The sequence below is a fragment of the Massilia sp. NP310 genome (genome assembly GCF_019443485.1).
GTDB lineage: Bacteria > Pseudomonadota > Gammaproteobacteria > Burkholderiales > Burkholderiaceae_D > Telluria > Telluria timonae.
The window spans coordinates 3894572-3909510 of sequence record NZ_CP080379.1; the positions used below are offsets into that span (position 1 = coordinate 3894572).

General features: G+C 65.3%; 18 protein-coding genes. 10 read left to right on the top strand and 8 right to left on the bottom strand.

Annotated features, from left to right (window positions below; all coding sequences use genetic code 11):
• The first annotated feature begins 1 nt into the window (after nt 1).
• The 7 genes from KY496_RS17105 (at nt 2) to KY496_RS17135 (ending at nt 5450) form a co-directional block, all read left to right on the top strand.
• Nucleotides 2-634, top strand: a complete 633-nt coding sequence (locus KY496_RS17105) for an ABC-type transport auxiliary lipoprotein family protein (RefSeq protein ID WP_307729054.1) — start codon at nt 2-4, stop codon at nt 632-634.
• Nucleotides 631-1776 carry a VanZ family protein gene (locus KY496_RS17110; RefSeq protein ID WP_071361122.1) on the top strand — a complete coding sequence of 382 codons (1146 nt, stop codon included), beginning with the start codon at nt 631-633 and terminating at the stop codon, nt 1774-1776. Before KY496_RS17105 ends, KY496_RS17110 begins: the two co-directional genes overlap by 4 nt.
• Nucleotides 1777-1834: 58 nt before the next feature.
• Nucleotides 1835-2170, top strand: coding sequence for a ferredoxin (locus tag KY496_RS17115; RefSeq protein WP_005664596.1), 336 nt, complete (start codon nt 1835-1837; stop codon nt 2168-2170).
• A gap of 16 nt (nt 2171-2186) precedes the next feature.
• Nucleotides 2187-2816: an alpha/beta hydrolase gene (locus tag KY496_RS17120; RefSeq protein WP_005664594.1), complete on the top strand. Its 630-nt coding sequence runs from the start codon at nt 2187-2189 to the stop codon at nt 2814-2816.
• A gap of 106 nt (nt 2817-2922) precedes the next feature.
• Nucleotides 2923-4068 (top strand): D-alanyl-D-alanine carboxypeptidase family protein, encoded by a 1146-nt coding sequence (locus tag KY496_RS17125; protein ID WP_005664592.1) that lies wholly within the window; start codon nt 2923-2925, stop codon nt 4066-4068.
• Between the two features lie 145 nt (nt 4069-4213).
• A complete protein-coding gene (locus KY496_RS17130; RefSeq protein ID WP_219861685.1) occupies nt 4214-5137 on the top strand; it encodes an aldo/keto reductase family oxidoreductase in 924 nt (307 codons plus the stop codon).
• A gap of 1 nt (nt 5138) precedes the next feature.
• Complete coding sequence (locus tag KY496_RS17135) at nt 5139-5450, top strand: metal-sensitive transcriptional regulator (RefSeq protein WP_005664589.1); 312 nt, start codon at nt 5139-5141, stop codon at nt 5448-5450.
• 27 nt (nt 5451-5477) lie between these two features.
• On the opposite strand, the gene pssA is transcribed toward KY496_RS17135, so the two are convergent.
• Entirely contained in the window at nt 5478-6257 is a 780-nt protein-coding gene (gene pssA, locus KY496_RS17140; RefSeq protein ID WP_219861687.1) for a CDP-diacylglycerol--serine O-phosphatidyltransferase, read from the bottom strand.
• A gap of 142 nt (nt 6258-6399) precedes the next feature.
• Here pssA and KY496_RS17145 point away from each other — a divergent pair, with 142 nt between their 5' ends.
• Both KY496_RS17145 and KY496_RS17150 read left to right on the top strand, forming a co-directional pair.
• Nucleotides 6400-7365, top strand: coding sequence for a CAP domain-containing protein (locus KY496_RS17145; RefSeq protein WP_219861689.1), 966 nt, complete (start codon nt 6400-6402; stop codon nt 7363-7365).
• Nucleotides 7362-7955, top strand: a complete 594-nt coding sequence (locus KY496_RS17150) for an Hpt domain-containing protein (RefSeq protein ID WP_229520304.1) — start codon at nt 7362-7364, stop codon at nt 7953-7955. The genes KY496_RS17145 and KY496_RS17150 overlap by 4 nt, the downstream gene beginning before the upstream one ends.
• 24 nt (nt 7956-7979) lie before the next feature.
• Here the strand turns inward: KY496_RS17150 and KY496_RS17155 are convergent, their stop codons facing one another.
• The 7 genes from KY496_RS17155 to rpmH form a co-directional block, all read right to left on the bottom strand.
• On the bottom strand, nt 7980-8195 hold the full coding sequence (locus KY496_RS17155) for a hypothetical protein (protein WP_040775060.1): 216 nt from the start codon (nt 8193-8195) through the stop codon (nt 7980-7982).
• Nucleotides 8196-8474: 279 nt separating this feature from the next.
• Nucleotides 8475-9056, bottom strand: coding sequence for a DUF1439 domain-containing protein (locus KY496_RS17160; RefSeq protein WP_005664581.1), 582 nt, complete (start codon nt 9054-9056; stop codon nt 8475-8477).
• Nucleotides 9057-9097: 41 nt separating this feature from the next.
• Nucleotides 9098-10477 carry a tRNA uridine-5-carboxymethylaminomethyl(34) synthesis GTPase MnmE gene (gene mnmE, locus KY496_RS17165; RefSeq protein WP_219861691.1) on the bottom strand — a complete coding sequence of 460 codons (1380 nt, stop codon included), beginning with the start codon at nt 10475-10477 and terminating at the stop codon, nt 9098-9100.
• Between the two features lie 85 nt (nt 10478-10562).
• Nucleotides 10563-12245, bottom strand: a complete 1683-nt coding sequence (gene yidC / locus KY496_RS17170; RefSeq protein WP_219861693.1) for a membrane protein insertase YidC — start codon at nt 12243-12245, stop codon at nt 10563-10565.
• Nucleotides 12246-12253: 8 nt separating this feature from the next.
• Nucleotides 12254-12520 (bottom strand): membrane protein insertion efficiency factor YidD, encoded by a 267-nt coding sequence (gene yidD / locus KY496_RS17175; protein WP_005664577.1) that lies wholly within the window; start codon nt 12518-12520, stop codon nt 12254-12256.
• Nucleotides 12517-12912 (bottom strand): ribonuclease P protein component, encoded by a 396-nt coding sequence (rnpA, locus tag KY496_RS17180; RefSeq protein ID WP_184240438.1) that lies wholly within the window; start codon nt 12910-12912, stop codon nt 12517-12519. The genes yidD and rnpA overlap by 4 nt, the downstream gene beginning before the upstream one ends.
• Before the next feature lie 31 nt (nt 12913-12943).
• Nucleotides 12944-13078 (bottom strand): 50S ribosomal protein L34, encoded by a 135-nt coding sequence (rpmH, locus tag KY496_RS17185; protein ID WP_040378179.1) that lies wholly within the window; start codon nt 13076-13078, stop codon nt 12944-12946.
• 365 nt (nt 13079-13443) lie between these two features.
• On the opposite strand from rpmH, the gene dnaA reads away from it, so the two are divergent.
• Complete coding sequence (dnaA, locus tag KY496_RS17190; RefSeq protein WP_005664573.1) at nt 13444-14865, top strand: chromosomal replication initiator protein DnaA; 1422 nt, start codon at nt 13444-13446, stop codon at nt 14863-14865.
• Nucleotides 14866-14939 lie beyond the last annotated feature (74 nt).

The following is a 14939-nucleotide window of genomic DNA, read 5'->3' on the forward strand; positions in this document are numbered from 1 at the left end:
CGTGAACCGTCAATCCTTCCGCTTTCCCGCCGCCGTCGCCGCCGCCGTCACCTGTGCTCTGCTGCTGGCCGGCTGCGCCAGCCAGGAACGCGCGCAGAACACCGTCTACGACTTCGGCGCGCCGTCGCTGCGGCCGTTCACCCCGGCCACGCCGCCCGCCGCTCCGCTCGCGATCGTGGTGATGGACGTCACCGGCCCCAGTGGCCTCGACACCGAGCGCATGTTCTACCGCCTGAACTACGCCGATGCCCAGCAGGCGCGCACCTACGCCAGCAGCCGCTGGAGCGCCACCCCGGTCGCCCTGGTCACCACCCGCATCAAGACCCGCCTGTCGCAGGCGCACATGAAGGTGCTGTCGGCCACCGACGCCGCCAATGGCGTGCCGATCCTGCGCATCGAGATCGACGACTTCGTGCACGCGTTTTCTAGCGCGGACCGCAGCGAAGGCCGGATCATGCTGCGCGCCTCGGTGTTTACCGAACACCGCCTGATCGACCAGCGCAGCTTCGAACGCAGCACGCCGGCAGCGAGCCAGGATGCGGCCGGCGGCGCGGCGGCGCTGGCGGCCAGCACCGACGGGCTGGCGGACGACATCGGCGCCTGGCTGGCCACCCTGAACCTGCAAGGCAAATGACCGAAGCGGAAGTCCCGGCAGAGGTGGCGGCAGGCCGCTCGCGCGGCTCGCCCATCGTGCGCGCCGCGCTGCTGGCCTACCTGCTCCTGATCGTCTACGCCAGCTGGTTTCCGTTCACCGGCTGGCGCGACAGCGGCATCTCGCCGCTGGCCTTCCTGAACCTGGTCAAGCAGCGCTACTGGACCGGCTTCGACGCCGGCGTCAATATCGTCGGCTACATCCCGTTCGGCATGCTGCTGGTGCTGTCGATGTATCCGCGCGTGCGCGGCGTGTGGGCGGTGCTGCTGGCCACGCTCGCCGGGCTGCTCACCACCGGCACGATGGAGGCGGTGCAGACCTACCTGCCCAGCCGCGTGCCGTCGAACCTCGACTTCGTCACCAATGCCGGCGGCTGCTTCCTGGGCGCCATCCTCGGCGCGCTGTGGGCCCCCGGCCTGCTCGACCGCAGCCGCCTGTTCAAGCTGCGCCAGCGCTGGTTCGCGCCGCACGCCAGCCAGGGCCTGGTGCTGGTGGCCATGTGGCCGCTGGCCCAGATCTACCCGCAGAGCTACCTGTTCGGCCACGGCCAGGTGCTGCCGATCCTGTCCGGCTGGATGTCGTCCTGGCTCGACACCGAGATCGACCTGGTGGCCATGCTGCGCCCGGGCGACGACATCATGAGCGTGGAGCAGTACTGGCTGTCCGAAACCATCATCACCGCCTGCGGCATGACCGGCGCCGCCCTCACCCTGATGTGCCTGGTGCGCCGCGGCGCCCCGCGCTTCTGGCTCATGCTGGCCCTGCTGGCGGGCGCACTCGTGGTGAAGGCTTTCTCCAGCTCGCTGCTGTTCCGGCCCGATAACGCGCTGGTCTGGGTCACGCCGGGCGCCGAAGGCGGCTTTTTGATCGGCCTGATCATGCTGTCCGGCCTGGTGTTCGCGCCGCAGGTGGCGCAGCGCCGGCTGGCGGTAGTGACCCTGATCCTGGCGCTGGTGGTGGTCAATACGATCCCGGTGAACCCGTATTTCTCGTCCACCCTGCAGGGCTGGGTGCAGGGCAAGTTCCTCAACTTTAATGGCGCGGCCCAGTTCCTGTCGCTGGCCTGGCCCTTTGTTGCCTTATGGTTCTTGCTGCTGCCCTCGCATAAACTCAATCGGCAATAAGAGCGCGTATCATGGCGCTTTGGCGCGACGCCATGCCACTCTTTCCAATGAGAACGACATGAACGACCAAGTGAATGACGAGCAGTTTTACAAGCATCATGTATTTTTCTGCATGAACATCCGCGAGGGTAAGGATGCACGCCCGAGCTGCGGCAAGTGCGGCGCCGAGAAGGCGCAGAAGCATGCCAAGAAACGCATCAAGGAACTGGAACTGAGCGGCCAGGGCAAGGTGCGCATCAACCAGGCCGGCTGCCTCGACCGCTGCGAGGAAGGCCCGGTGCTGGTGGTCTATCCGGAAGGCACCTGGTACACCTACGTCGACAACGACGACATCGACGACATCATCGATACCCACCTGGTCGGCGGCAAGGTCGTCGACCGCCTCAAGATCTGATCCGACAAGACGCTTTATGAACATCCATTCGCACAAGTTCCAACTCGACGGCCCCGCCGGCAAGATGCAATGCCTGCTCGACCTGCCGGAAGGCGCGCCGCGCGGCGTCGCCCTGGTGGCGCACCCGCATCCGCTGTATGGCGGCACCATGGAAAACAAGGTGGCCCAGACCCTGGCGCGCACCTTCGTGACGCTCGGCTATGCGGCGGCGCGCTTCAATTTCCGCGGCGTGGGCGAATCCGAAGGCGTGCACGACGAGGGCCGGGGCGAGGTCGACGACATGGCCGTCATGTATGCCCACATGCGCGAACAATATCCGGACCTGCCGATCACGCTGACCGGCTTCTCGTTCGGCACCTTCGTCCAGGCGCAATTCGCGCTGCGCCTGGCGGCCGAAGGCCGGCCGGCCGAGCGCCTGGTGCTGGTGGGCACGGCGGCCGGCAAGTGGCCGATGCCGGAAGTGCCGCAAGACACGATCCTGATCCACGGCGAACTGGACGATACTATTACCCTGAAGGAAGTTTTCGACTGGGCGCGACCGCTCGACCTGCCTGTCACCGTCATTACAGGCGCCGACCACTTCTTCCATCGCAAGCTCGGCCACATTAAAAATCTCGTGATTCAACTGTGGCGACGTGACATTTAGTCGCAACAACCCCCTATAATAATTCCCTTCTCTTGAGGCAATGCTTCCTTCGGGGCATTGCCTTGCGCTCCACCACCGCTCTACTTTTAATGACGAAATACTCCCCATGAAAAAACTGTTAGCGGCCTTCGCCGCCAGCCTGGTGATGGTCTCGGCCAGTGCGCAAACCGTGCCCGCGCCCGCCATCGCCGCCAAATCGTGGTTGCTGCTCGACGCGACGAGCGGCCAGGTCATCGCCTCGCAAGAACAGAATATGCGCATCGAACCGGCATCGCTGACGAAGGTCATGACGGCCTACGTCGCCTTTGCCGCGATCCGCGACAAACGCATTTCCCTGGACCAGATGGTGAACGTGTCCGAGCGCGCCTGGAAAGTCGACGCCAGCAGCTCGAAGATGTTCATCGATCCACGCGTGCCGGTGTCGATCAACGACCTGCTGCATGGCCTGATGATCCAGTCCGGCAATGACGCCGCGGTCGCCATCGCCGAAGCGGTGGCGGGCGACGAAGCCACCTTCGTCACCCTGATGAACCGCGAAGCGCAGCGCATGGGCCTGAAGAGCACCCGCTTCGCCAACCCGCACGGCCTGCCGGACGCGAACAACTACTCGACCGCGGCCGACCTGGCGCAGCTGGCCGCCCACGTGATCCGCGATTTCCCCGACCTGTACAAGATCGACTCGATCAAGCAGTTCACCTATAACAAGATCACCCAGCAGAACCGCAACCGCCTGCTGTGGCTGGACCCGACCGTGGACGGCATGAAGACCGGCCACACCACCTCCTCGGGCTACAGCATGATCACCTCGGCGCGCCGTCCGAACGGCAGCACCGGCGAACGCCGCCTGATCTCGGTGGTGCTGGGCACCAGCTCGACCGACGTGCGCACGCAGGAAAGCCAGAAGCTCCTGAACTGGGGCTTCCAGAACTTCGACACCGTCAAGCTGTACTCGAAAGGCCAGGCAATCCAGACCCCGTCCATCTGGAAGGGCGCGCAATCGACCGTCAAGATCGGCTTCACGCGCGACATCCTGGTCACCGTGCCGAAGGGCGTGGCGGGCAAGCTCAAGCCGGTGCTGGAACGCCGCGACCCGCTGGTCGCGCCGCTGGCGCTGGGCGGCCAGGTCGGCACGCTCAAGATGACGGTCGACGGCAAGCCGTTGCTGGTGCTGCCGGTGGTGGCGCTGGAAGAAGTGCAGGAAGCGAGCATTTTTGGACGCGCCTGGGATTCGATGCGCCTCTGGATGCAATAAGCCGGATGCGGTAAGCATCCGCCTTCGATCGTCGAAAGCCCGTCCGCGCCTTATGCCGGACGGGCTTTTTTCATGCGCGGCGGCTGACGCGGCGCAGGCTTCCGGCCGCTATAATCATGCCATCCAGTCATCACGAAAGAACCCGATGCCGCAAGCGCCCGCCGAACTTCTCTCCCCCCGCATTCCGACGCGCGAAGGCGGTCTCGAACTGTCGCGCATCGTGGCCGGCATGTGGCGCATGGTCGAATGGGACATGCCGGTGGCGGCGCGCGTCGACTTCATCGAACAGTGCCTGGCGCTGGGCGTGACGTCCTTCGACCACGCCGACATCTACGGCAACTACGGCGTCGAGGAGCTGTTCGGCGAAGCCCTGCGCGCGCAACCGTCGCTGCGCGAGCGCATGGAGCTGGTCAGCAAGTGCGGCATCAAGCTGTTGTCGAACAAGCACCCGGGCCACACCATCCAGCACTACGACACCAGCGCCAGCCACATCATGCGCTCGGCCGAGGAATCGCTGCGCAAGCTGGGCACCGACCGCCTCGACCTGCTGTTGATCCACCGTCCCGATCCGCTGATGGAATTCGACGAGATCGCCGCGGCCTTCGCGCGCCTGAAGCAGGACGGCAAGGTGTTGCACTTCGGCGTGTCGAACTTCACGCGCCACCAGTTCGAGTCGCTCAACCGCCGCATACCGCTGGCCACCAACCAGGTCGAGTTCTCTCCCCTGCACACCGCGCCGATGTTCGACGCGACCTTCGACGGCCTGCAAGACCTGGGCATCGCGCCGATGATCTGGTCGCCGCTGGGCGGCGGGCGCCTGTTCGACACGAACGACGCGCGCGGCGCCGCGCTGCGCCAGGTCATCCAGGAGGTGGCCGAGCGCATCGGCAAGCCGTTCTGCAGCGTGGTGTTCGCGTGGATCATGCGCCTGCCCTGCCGTCCGATTCCGCTCACCGGCAGCGGTCGCATCGCGGCGATCCGCGAGGCGGTGCTGGGCGCCAGCTTCGAGCTCGAACGCGAGGACTGGTTCCGCATCCTGCGCGCCGCGCGCGGACACGAGGTGGCCTGAGATGGTCGAGGGCCCGCTCCGGATCGTCGAGGGCAAGGCCCTCAGCGCGCAGCAGAAGAAGGACTTGCTGAACCGGCTGGCCCGGATCGAGGGCCAGCTGCGCGGCGTGCAGAAACTGATCGCGCTGGCCGACTCGCCGTCGGATTGCGACGCCGTCGCGCAGCAGATGGCGGCGGCGCGCAAGGCGCTCGACCGCTCCTTCGTGCAACTGTTGACCTCATCGATCCTGACCCAGACCGGGGACGCCGAAGACCTCGACGACGCCCGCGCCCGCGCCGCCCACCTGGCGGCGATGCTCGACAAGTTCGCGTGACTTAATCGCGTGACTTAATCGCGTGACTTAATCTTCGAACACCTTGGGCGGCGCCACGCCGCGCCAGCCCAGCTTCCAGCCGATGTTCAGCAGCAGCGTCGCACACACGTAGAGCAGGAAGAACAGCACGAAGAAGCGCTCCTGCAGCAGCGCCAGCAGTACCAGGCACACGCCCAGCAGCGCCAGCATCACCTTGCCTTTCGGGTGCTTGGAGCTGGGGAAGCGGATGGTCGACACCATCAGCGCGCCGACGCAGACCATCAGCGCGCACACCAGGAAGGCCGGCGCCGTCGCGGTGACGGGATCGGGCCAGGCCACCACCACCGAGGCGACGCAGGCCGCGCCGGCGGTGATCGGCATGCCGACGAAGTAGCGCGGGTCGGTGCGGCCATGGCTGATATTGAAACGCGCCAGGCGCAACGCGCCGCAGGTGACGAACACGAAGCAGGCCAGGCCGCCCATGCGTTCGAGGGTCGGGTGCACGTCGCCCAGCTGGGTGAAGCCGTAGCAGTACAGCAGCAGGCCGGGCGCGCAGCCGAAGTTCATCACGTCGGCGATCGAGTCGAGCTGCACGCCAAAGCTGGACTGGGTATTCGTGGCGCGCGCCACGAAACCGTCGAGCGCGTCGAACACGCCGGCCAGCACCAGCAGGATCGCGGCCAGGCGGAAGTCGTCCGGGTCGCCGACGCGCGCGTTGTCGACCGAGATCACGATGCTGGCGAAGCCGCAGGCGATCGACAGCAGCGTCACGGAACTGGGCAGGGCGAACTTGGCGCGCGCGAGGCGTTGCTGGTTAGATAGCTTCAATGGTCGACTCGACATGGGAAATGTTGGCTTATTCTACAGGGTGCCCTGCAAGGGTGCTGCGCGATGGTTGCAGCGGCGGTCACGATCCCTGTTTTTGGCCTAGAATGATGCCCCACGCTTATGTATTGACAGGAGTTGCAAGATGAGCTATACGCCACGCTGGCAGTCGATTGCCGCGATCCTGGGCGCCGCCCTGGCCCTGAGTGCATGCGGCGGCGGTGGCGGCGGCAGTCCGACGGGCGAATCCGGTGGCGGCCTGGCGGTCACGCCAAGCCCCACCGCGCCCGCGCCCACGCCGGCCGCGGATGCCCCCACCCTGACCGGCAATATCGCCGTCGATGGCCGCAACTGGATCAACTACCGGCGCGCCCAGGCCGGCGTGCCGACGGTCAGCCAGAACGCGCAGATCGACAATGCCGCGCTCGGGCACTCCGAATACCTGCGCATCAACAACCTGATGAGCCACGACCAGAAGCCGGGCCTCCAGGGATTCACCGGCGCCAAGCTGGAAGATCGCCTGAACGCGGCCGGCTACACGCTGGATCGGACGCGCGGTTTCGCCTATGGCGAGGTGATTTCCGGCAGCAACAACGGCTCGGGCTTCTTCATGACCGAAGAACTGATCACGGCGATCTATCACCGTTTCGTGATCTTCGAGCCGATGTTCCGCGAGATCGGCACCGGCGCCGCCAGCGCCAGCCGCGGCTACCACTATTTCACCGCCGATTTCGCCAGCCGCAACGGCTACGGCCCCGGCATCGCGCGCGGCGCGATCGTCACCTGGCCCTTCAACGGCCAGACCGGGGTCGCGCCCAACTTCCTGAGCGACACCGAGGAACCGGACCCGGTCCCCGACCGCAACGAGGTGGGGTATCCGATCAGCGTGCACACCAATCTCGATTCGACGCTGGCGGTCGGCAGCTTCACGGTGCGCCCGCGCGGCGGCGCCGACCTGCAGGTGCTGCGCGTCGATCCGCTCGGGCAGCCGACCGCGGCCTCCATCATCCCCGTGCTCCCGCTGCGCGCGGCCACGACCTACGAGGTCAATTTCACCGGTACGGTCAATGGCGCGGCGGTGTCGCGCGCCTGGTCGTTCACGACGCGGTGAGCGGCGCAGCGGCGGCGCCCGGCGCGCCGGCCATCGACTTCGCGGCCGGACTGGAGCGGGTAATGGATGACCGCGCGCTGTTCCTGCGCGTACTGGGACGCTTCGCCGGCGACTACCGCGACCTCGCGGCGCGCCTGCACGCGGCGCTGGATGCCGGCGACGCCGTGCTGGCCCACCGCATCGCCCACACGCTCAAGGGCGCGGCGGGGATGATCGAAGCGAACCGGCTGCGCCGGCTGGCGCTGGACGTCGAACTGGCGCTGAAGGCCGGCGGCGCGGCGCCGCTGGCGCTGATCGCGGCGCTGGACGAGGAGCTGGCGCGGGCGCTGGCGGAAGTCGACGTGCTGCTGGCTGCGCCTGAAACGCCGGCGCAGGTGCAGGCAAACTCGCCGGCCGCGCGCGACGACCTGGCGCGCCTGCGCGACATGCTCGACATCGGCGACGGGCGCGCGCCGGACCTGGCCGCGCAACTGCGTCCGCGCCTGCTGGCGGGCATGGGAAGCGAGAAGGTGGCGGCGTTCGACGCGGCGCTCAGGCGCTTCGATTTCGAAAACGCGCTGGCGCTGCTGGAGCAGGCCGGCCCGCGCTGACCACGCTGACTGCGCAGCGCGCCATCAGCGCGTGAACTCGGCTTCTTCGTCGAATGAATCGGCGCAGGACTTGCCGCAAAAGCGCCGCACGCTGTCGAGCGGCTTTTCGCAGTACCAGCACGAACCCTTGGCCGGAAGACTGGCGCGGGTCGGCATGCTGCCTGTGGAGGCAATTGAGACGGCCACCGGCGGCTCGGCGGGCAGCCCACTGTCCGGAAGACTCTCGTGTGTCGTTTCCAAGATCCACCCCCTGATACGGCAGCCTTTAGTCAGAGAAAGATTACTTCAGCGGAACTCCGTGCGCATGAGAAAGCGCAAGCCGGACCGCGACAGGCGAACCCATCACGACTTTCGTTGCATATCAGTGTGCGCCCAATGCCAGGCGGGTGCAATCCCCTGTCCGGCTGCCGGGGAGCGATTTGACATGCGTGCAACGTTTGTCGCTGCATGAGCCACAATGCACCGCCAAAAATCGTAGTGTAAAGCCAACTGTCGGCGTGCACGCTTGTGTACGCCGGCTTATTTTGCCGGCTCGAGCGTCACGACCAGGCCGCTGCGCGTGGTCTGGATCCGCGTGGGAACGAATTGCACGCCCGCATAGCGCAAGTCTTTCTGCTCGAAGGTGTAGACCGGCATGTCGCGCGCGACGGTGTCGATCAGGCCGTTGGCGACGCGGGTCAGGTGACGCTCCGCCTCGGGGTTGCCGAGCTGCAGGCGATCGACGCGCGGCTCGGCCATCATGACGGCAGCGCGGCCCGGATCGATGTACAGGCGCCCGGAAAACGCGATGTTGCCGGTCCAGGCGCGCGCGAACGGCGGCGCGACCAAGGCCTCGACGGCCAGCGCGACGCGGTCATCCTCGGGCTGGATCGCCAGTTGCGGACGGGTGAGCTGGATGTCGAACAGTTCCAGCAGGCGCTCGTTGACGGGGAAGCGCTTGTCCAGTCCGGCCTGCAGCTTGTGCAGCGGGACCTCGACCTGGCGCGGGCCGATCAGGCTGGAGCAGGACGCCAGCAGGCTGGCGCCGACCGCGATGGCGGCCAGCCTGGCGACCGTGCGCCGCATCGGCGCGGCGGGATGGGGTGGCTTGTATTGATCCATATTCCAAGCCTACCACGAGCCGGCTGGACGCTTGTTGACCGTTACTTGCCGATACAGAAGCGGCTGAAGATCACGCCCAGCAGATCGTCCGGCGTGAATTGCCCGGTGATGCTCGACAGATGGTCTTGCGCCAACCTCAACTCCTCTGCGAACAGGTCGAGCGACTGGTCGTCCTGCATCGCATGCTGGCGCGCCAGCTCCAGGTGTTCGCGCGCGGCGCGCAGCGCGATCAGGTGACGCTCGCGCGCCAGGTACAGCGATTCGCCGGTCTGCTGCCAGCCGGCGATGCGCAGCAGTTCGGCGCGCAGCAGGTCGATGCCGAGCTTTTCGTGCGCCGACAGATACAGGTGAACGGCGTCCGCGCTCTCGTCCTTCGACGGCTTGTGCCCCGACAGGTCGATCTTGTTCCAGATGCGCACCACCGGCACGTTGGGAGGGAAGGCCGCGACGATCGCTTCGTCGGCCGCGCTCGGGCCGAGATTCGCGTCCAGCAGGTGCAGGATCACGTCGGCCTTGCCGACTTCTCCCCAGGTGCGCTCGATGCCGATGCGCTCGACCACGTCGATCTCTTCGCTCACTGCGCGGATGCCTGCGGTGTCGATGATGTTGAGCGGGATGCCCTCGATCTGGATCGTCTCGCTCACCTTGTCGCGCGTGGTGCCGGCGATCGGGGTGACGATCGCCACCTCGGCCCCGGCCAGCGCGTTCAGGAGTGAGGACTTGCCAACATTGGGCTGCCCGACCAGCACCACGTTCAGCCCTTCGCGCAGCAGCGCGCCCTGCGCCGCCTGGCGGAACACGTTCTCCAGCGCTTCGATTATGCCGGCCAGCTGGCCGCGCGCGTTCGACTTTTCGAGGAAGTCGATTTCTTCTTCCGGGAAGTCGAGCGTGGCCTCGACCAGCATGCGCAGATTGATCGTGCCGTCGACCAGCTTGTGCACCACTTGCGAGAAGGCGCCCGACAGCGATTGCGAGGCCGACTTGGCGGCGGCTTCGGTGGAGGCGTCGATCAGGTCGGCCACCGCCTCGGCCTGGGCCAGGTCGAGTTTATCGTTCAGAAAAGCGCGGCGCGTGAACTCGCCCGGCTCGGCCAGGCGCAGGCTTGAAGCCGCGCCGGCTTCCAGCACGCGCGCCAGCAGCATCTGCAGCACCACCGGGCCGCCGTGGCCCTGCAGTTCGAGCACGTCCTCGCCGGTATAGGAATGCGGTCCCTTGAAGTACAGGGCCAGACCCTCGTCGATGATGTCGCCGTTGGCGGCCTTGAACGGGATGTAGGTCGCGTGGCGCGGCGCCAGCGTCACGCCGGGGAACAGGGCGTCGACCAGGAAGGCGAGCGATTTGCCGGAGGCGCGCACGACGCCGATGCCGCCGCGGCCCGGAGCGGTGGCGATGGCGGCGATGGGTGATGTATCGAGTTTCATGGGGGCGATTGTAAGGGATACGGGATCTTCAAAAACAAAAAGCCCGCGCTTTCGAAGCGCGGGCTTTTCACGAGAAGGCTGCGAATTACTTGGCCGCGCCGCTCTCGAACTTGCGGGTGATGACCCATTGCTGGGCGATCGACAGGATGTTGTTGACCACCCAGTACAGCACCAGGCCGGACGGGAAGAAGAAGAACACCACCGAGAACGCGATCGGCATGAACAGCATCATCTTGGCCTGCACCGGATCGGTCGGCTGCGGGTTCAGCTTGGTCGTGATGTACATCGACACCGCGTAGATCACCGGCAGGATGAAGTACGGGTCGGGCTGGGTCAGATCCTGGATCCACAGGACCCATGGCGCGCCGCGCATCTCGACCGATGCCTGCAGCACCCAGTACAGGGCGAAGAACACCGGCATCTGCACCAGGATCGGCAGGCAGCCGCCCAGCGGGTTGATCTTCTCGGTCTTGTACAGCTCCATGGTGGCCTGCTGCATCTTGGCCGGATCGCTCTTGTAGCGTTCGCGGATCGCCTGCATCTTCGGCGTCACGACGCGCATTTTGGCCATGCTGCGGTAGCCGGCGGCCGACAGCGGGAAGAAGGCTAGCTTGATCAGGATGGTCAGGGCGACGATGGTCCAGCCCCAGTTGCCCAGCATCGAATGCAGCTGGGTCATCACCCAGAAGATCGGCTTGGCGATCACGGTCAGCATGCCGTAATCCTTCACCAGCTCCAGGCCCGGGGTGATGGTTTCCAGGATCTGCTCGTCCTGCGGACCCGAATACAGGCGGGTGTCGGTCGACACGGTCGCGCCGGGCGCCACGGTGCCCAGCGATTGCACGGTACCGATCGCGTACAGGTTGTTGGCGATCTTCTTGGTGAAGATGTCGCGCGGCGCCTTGTCGGCCGGGATGAAGGCCGAGACGAAGAAGTGCTGCGAGATCGCGACCCAGCCGTTATCCGCCTTGGTCGAGTGGTCGGCCTTGCCCTTTTCGATTTCCTCGAAGGTCAGCTTCTGGTACTTGTCGGCGTCGGTGTACAGGGTCGGGCCGGTGTAGCTCGGCATGAACCAGGAATCGGTGGCCGGCTTGTTGCCGTCGTGCTGCAGCTGCAGGTACAGCGAAGGCTGGACCGGCGCGGCGCTGATGTTGGTGACGTCATGACGCACGCCGACCAGGTAGTCGCCCTTGCGGAAGGTCAGCGTCTTGGTCAGACGCACGCCGCCCTGCTCGGCTTCCAGCACGACCTGCGCCTGGTTGTTGCCGCCCAGCGTGGTCTGCGCCGACTTGACGGTGAAAGGCGTGGTGTGGTTCGGCAGCACGCCGGCGGCGCTGGTGCCGATCAGGCCGGTCTGGCCCAGGTAGACGTTCGGGCCGTTCACATTGAACAGGACCTGATTCTTGGTCTTGTCGAAGTGATCCGGATAGTGCAGCAGCTCGAGGCGCTTGATGACACCGCCGACCGAGTCGATGTCGACCTTCACCACGTCGGTGGTGACGGTGACGATCTGGCTGACTGGCGCGGCCGGCGCGGCGGGAGCACCGGGCACGGCGGTGGCCGCGGCCGCTGGAGTACCCGGCACGGCGGCGCTGCCCGGCTGCGCGGCAGCCGGCACGTCCGACGGTTTATTCTGCTGAGCGACTTGCGCCGGCGGTTGCGCCGAGAACAGCGACTGCTTGCCGTTAGCCACCATCCAATTGTTCCAGAGAACAATCAGGGAGATGGCGAACACGATCCACAGGACAGTACGTTTATTGAATTCCATTGGAGTCTTCAGGAGTGGTTGCAACCGCAAGCGGCTGAATGGGATTCCTTGGGGCCGCCGTCTTTGGGCGGCACCGGGTCGACGCCACCCGCGTTCCACGGATGGCAGCGGCCCACGCGGCGCGCGGCCAGCCAGGAACCGCGTGCGGCGCCATGGACGCGCAGCGCTTCGATTGCGTAATTGGAACAGCTGGGATAGAACCGGCAACGCGGCCCGAGCATGGGGGACAGCAGCAGCTGGTAGCCGCGAAGCAACCAGACGAGCAGCGTCTTCATGGCGAGCTGGCCCGCGCAGGGCGCGGCTTCTGGGAAGCGAACAGGCGCGCGAGTTCTACCTTCAACTCGGCCTTCAGGGCGCGCGTGGTGGCCGGGCCATCCTTGGCGTTGACGGGACGCGACAGGCGGACGATGCAATCGACCGGCGCCAGGCTGCTCGTACGGAACAGCTCGCGCGTCATGCGCTTGATCGTATTGCGGGTCACCGCGCGCGGCGCGAAACGCTTGGCCGCAACGACGCCCAGCCGCGCATGCGGCAGGTCGTTCGGACGCGTGTAGAGCACGAAATGCGCCGTTCTTTGCGTCGGCCGCAAACGAAAAACGGATGAAAATTCATCCGTTTTAACGATGCGCCGAGCGCGCGCGAAGTCGTGCGAACCTTCGCCTGTCATCACCGACCGCAATCGATCTGCGGTGCGTGACTTAGACAGCCAGACGCTTGCGGCCCTTGGCGCGGCGAGCGTTCAGGACTTGACGGCCACCACGGGTAGCCATACGTGCGCGGAAGCCGTGCGTGCGCTTGCGACGGACGACGGAAGGTTGGTAAGTACGTTTCATGGTGGTCTCGCTTAAAGCAAAATAAGATGCAAAATCGGGTCTGACGTCGTGTCAGATTCGGCGCCGATGACAGTTTCGCTCGAGGTTAAACCAGCGTCACGCCACAGCAAGTCTTTCGTCGCCCAACCACCAGCCGCTGAAAAATCACAGCCTGGCATGGCGCACGGACGGGGAACCCTGAATTAGACTCTACTTCGCCCCCTCATGTCAAGGCAGGTGTTGTTTCGCCAAGCGCCATCGTGCGAGCTTTCCAGCTTGGCAAGAGGTCGCCCCGGCTTGCCGTTTCGGTGGAAAATATGTGCAGCGCCTGTGGATAACTTCGGCCGAGACAGGTAAAATAGCGTGTTACGTATCAAAAGCGAAGTATGGAAAATTTTTGGCAGTCAGCATCCGCGCAGCTTGAGCTCGAGCTCACGCCGCAGCAATTCAGCGCGTGGATCAAACCGCTGGTGGCCCTCGACTACGAAGACGGCAAGCTGCGCATCGCTGCGCCCAACCGCTTCAAGCTCGACTGGGTCAAGACGCAGTTCGCCACTCGCATCACCGAACTGGCGGCCCAGTACTGGGAAGCGCCGGTCGAGGTGCAGTTCGTGCTCGACCCAAAGAACAATCCTGCCCGCAAGGTGGCAGACACGAGCGCGTCCGGCAATTCGGCCACGGTCGATTTCAATGCGCCGCGCCCTGCGCCCGGCGCCGACAACCCGAGCCCGTCCGCCAGCCCGAGCCCGACCCAGAACCTGAACATCGCCAACTCGCCCAAGCGCGAGCAAAGCCGCATCAACACCGAGCTGACGTTCGACAGCTTCGTGACCGGTAAGGCCAACCAGCTGGCGCGCGCCGCCGCGATCCAGGTCGCCAACAATCCGGGCGTGTCGTACAACCCGCTGTTCTTCTACGGCGGCGTCGGCCTCGGCAAGACCCACCTGATCCATGCGATCGGCAACCAGGTCATGGCCGACCAGCCGAACGCGCGCATCCGCTACATCCACGCCGAGCAGTACGTGCGCGACGTCGTCACCGCCTATCAACGCAAGGGCTTCGACGATTTCAAGCACTATTACCACTCGCTCGACATGCTGCTCATCGACGATATTCAATTCTTCGGTGGCAAGAGCCGGACGCAGGAAGAGTTCTTCTATGCGTTCGAGGCGCTGATCGCGGCCAAGAAGCAGATCATCATCACCTCGGATACGTATCCAAAAGAGATCACGGGCATGGACGACCGCCTGATCTCGCGCTTCGATTCCGGCCTGACGGTGGCGATCGAGCCGCCCGAGCTCGAGATGCGGGTGGCGATCCTCTTGAAAAAGGCGCAGTCCGAGGACGTGACCTTGTCGGACGACGTCGCCTTCTTCGTGGCCAAGCACCTGCGCTCCAACGTCCGTGAGCTGGAAGGCGCGCTGCGCAAGATCCTGGCCTACTCGCGCTTCCACGGCAAGGACATCACCATCGACGTGGTCAAGGAAGCGCTCAAGGATCTGCTGTCGGTGCAGAACCGTCAAATTTCTGTGGAAAACATCCAGAAGACGGTGGCCGACTTCTTCAACATCAAGGTCGCGGACATGTATTCGAAGCGCCGGCCGGCGAACATCGCCCGTCCGCGCCAGATCGCAATGTACCTGGCAAAAGAACTCACGCAAAAGAGTCTGCCCGAAATCGGCGAACTGTTCGGCGGCCGCGACCACACGACCGTGTTGCACGCGGTGCGCAAGATTGCCGGCGACCGCCAGAAGAATCCAGAGTGCAACCACGAGCTGCACGTGCTGGAACAGACGCTCAAGGGTTGATTTTCTGCCCTTGAGCGGAATATTTGTGTTTGCCTCAGGCAATGGCACAATATCGCTTTAGTAACACACCACCT